At 60.3% G+C, this 2,138-nt stretch carries 4 protein-coding genes; 1 reads left to right on the forward strand and 3 read right to left on the reverse strand.

All coding sequences use genetic code 11. The features are described 5' to 3' along the window. Positions 1-226, forward strand: a 226-nt coding sequence (locus ACH2EH_RS04725; RefSeq protein WP_395139428.1) for a hypothetical protein, incomplete at its 5' end; no start/stop codon positions are given. A gap of 7 nt (positions 227-233) precedes the next feature. On the opposite strand, the gene ACH2EH_RS04730 is transcribed toward ACH2EH_RS04725, so the two are convergent. The 3 genes from ACH2EH_RS04730 to ACH2EH_RS04740 form a co-directional block, all read right to left on the reverse strand. Further along, on the reverse strand, positions 234-938 hold the full coding sequence (locus ACH2EH_RS04730) for a M50 family metallopeptidase (protein WP_395139431.1): 705 nt from the start codon (positions 936-938) through the stop codon (positions 234-236). 75 nt (positions 939-1,013) lie between these two features. Continuing rightward, positions 1,014-1,586, reverse strand: a complete 573-nt coding sequence (locus ACH2EH_RS04735) for a hypothetical protein (RefSeq protein ID WP_395139433.1) — start codon at positions 1,584-1,586, stop codon at positions 1,014-1,016. 53 nt (positions 1,587-1,639) lie between these two features. Then, positions 1,640-2,138, reverse strand: a 499-nt coding sequence (locus ACH2EH_RS04740) for an MBL fold metallo-hydrolase (protein ID WP_395139435.1), incomplete at its 5' end; no start/stop codon positions are given.

Consider the following 2,138-nt stretch of genomic DNA (forward strand, 5'->3'; position numbering starts at 1 on the left):
AGCCCTGGAGAAAACCAAGGCGCTCCCCGAGGCCCTCGCAGCCTGGCAAAAAGCCACGGAGCGGGATACCAGCGACTCCGAAGCACCTTTAATGCTCGGCAAACTCCTCGAAGAGCTGGGCAAGAAGACCGAAGCGATTGCCGCCTACACGCTCTCCGTCAAGCGCCAACGCACCGATCCCGGCCTCGGCGCTCTCCGCCGTCTGGGTGCCCCGATTCCGAAGTGACCGCGGCTTAACGCCCGGACTTCAGGTCGCTGAGCATCGGACGAACCACCAGCCCAAGGAGAATTGCCACTGCGGAGAGCATCCAGAGCGATGCCCAGACAATAGCAGGAATCAGGGTTGCCTGCTGCATGTTCTGCGCGTCGGTGTGGGCATTGGTCTGAGCGGAGAGAAGAAACAGCGTCCGCAGGTCAAAGAAGGCATTTAGGACACACTGTACCCCGAGGAAGCCGACGAGAAGCTCCTGGTTGGGCCTCCCCAGCTTGCTCGCCGCCAAGAACAGAAGCCCCGCAATCGGGATGCCAGTGACCAGCGCAAAGAACGCTCCAGGGGCAGCCACTAAGCCAAAGAACGCCAGTGGCAGGGTGAGCGCAACCGAGGCCGCCATCACCGTAAGAAGCTTCTTAGGAGCCATGCCACGGCGCAGAGCCGCAAGAATCAGTGCGCCGTAGAGCGTCGCGCCTAAGTAGCCTGACGCATTGACCACTGCTCCGATGCCACCGTGGGTCAAAGTCACGCCCGAAGCGTCGGGAGAGACGCCCAGCGCCACAGGCAGTCCACCCGTCAAAAGTGCTGCCAGCGCATGGCCACCTTCGTGAATAAACGTCACAAAGAGCCGCACCGGGTAGGTGAGAAACTGAGCGTACGGCACGAACGAGAGCGCAATGGTCAGGAGCGCACCGATCAAGATGCTACGGGTTATGTTGGCTTTCATATTTTTTCCTGTCTCTATTATACGGCCAGAAAGGGATAAATCGTTCCCCCACGAAAATGTAGACGCACGATGGCCTCATGGCTTGGTGCGATCAGGAAGGTGCTTTTGTGCTTTTACCAGCTCACGGGCGAGCGCGGGCGGGTCGTTGGTTGTTAGGAGCGCCTTCGTGGCCTCGTCGCCGAAGCGGTTCACAAAATGAGCGAAGTGGAAGCGATGGGCCAGAAGCGAAAGAACGGACATCTCTCGGTGAAGGTTTTCCAGCAGAAAGGCTTTCCAGCGGAAGGTAAGAAAGAGAACAAGGCGCGGGCGAGGCGGAAGATTACTTTTCGCACGACAGGGATCGTCGTAGCGCTGTGCTAAGGCGAGTGCGGCATGTGGCGGCAAGAAGCAGAGAAGCAAGGCGAAACGCGAGGCAGAATCCAGCGGGAGTCCCGGCTCAGGATGGGCTTCTGCCAGACGGGGATCGTCCAGAAAAACGGTGAGCTGCTCGGAATCCAGTGCGAAAAGAGCGTCGCGAAGAACGTGGTGATCCCGTGGCGGTGACGGCAGGCCCCTGGCAGCGGACTCGAAAGCCTCCCCAGCGCGACGTGGGATATCCTCACAAAAGGCTTCCCACTCTCTCCAAGCCAGCTCCAGCGGTGTTTGCATAGCGCTATTCTAACCTGTTTGCCCCTTGTGAAGGGCCTGCAAGAAACAGGAGATTAGAAGAGGCTTTTTTGCACAGCAAGCGCCCCCTGATGCCAGACGAGCGAAGGACTGTCACGAATGGCAATCTCCACGGCGGCAGGGCTCGCGGCACAACCCGCTTCCTGCCAGCGGCGCTTCCAGTAGGCACGGACGATCCCCGGGGTGTTGTTGACCTCGGAGAGATGGGCGAACCACACGGCAGCGGGGCCGTGCTCCAGAGTATGGGCCAGCACCAGATCGGCGGCGGCGTTGTTGGAGAGGTGCCCCGTACGCGCGAGGATACGGTTTTTAAGATGCTCGGGGTACGGGCCGAAGCGCAGACGGTGAATGTCGTGGTTGGCCTCAATCACCAGCAGCGACGCGCCACAGCAGGCTTCTCGCACGTCTGGTGTGATCGAGCCCGTGTCGGTGGCGTAGACAAAGCTTGTGCTCCCTACTTCCACTCGAAACCCGCACGGCTCGGCAGCGTCATGCGTGGTGAGTAGCGCACGAGTTCCAAACGCTCCAAGGCCC

It is taken from the genome of Armatimonas sp., from assembly GCF_043760365.1.
Lineage (GTDB): Bacteria > Armatimonadota > Armatimonadia > Armatimonadales > Armatimonadaceae > Armatimonas.

What these genes read in the sequence shown, in the direction of transcription:
- ACH2EH_RS04730 (WP_395139431.1), bottom strand. Translation starts at nt 938, where the DNA reads ATGAAAGCCAACATAACCCGTAGCATCTTGATCGGTGCGCTCCTGACC.
- ACH2EH_RS04735 (WP_395139433.1), bottom strand. Translation starts at nt 1,586, where the DNA reads ATGCAAACACCGCTGGAGCTGGCTTGGAGAGAGTGGGAAGCCTTTTGT.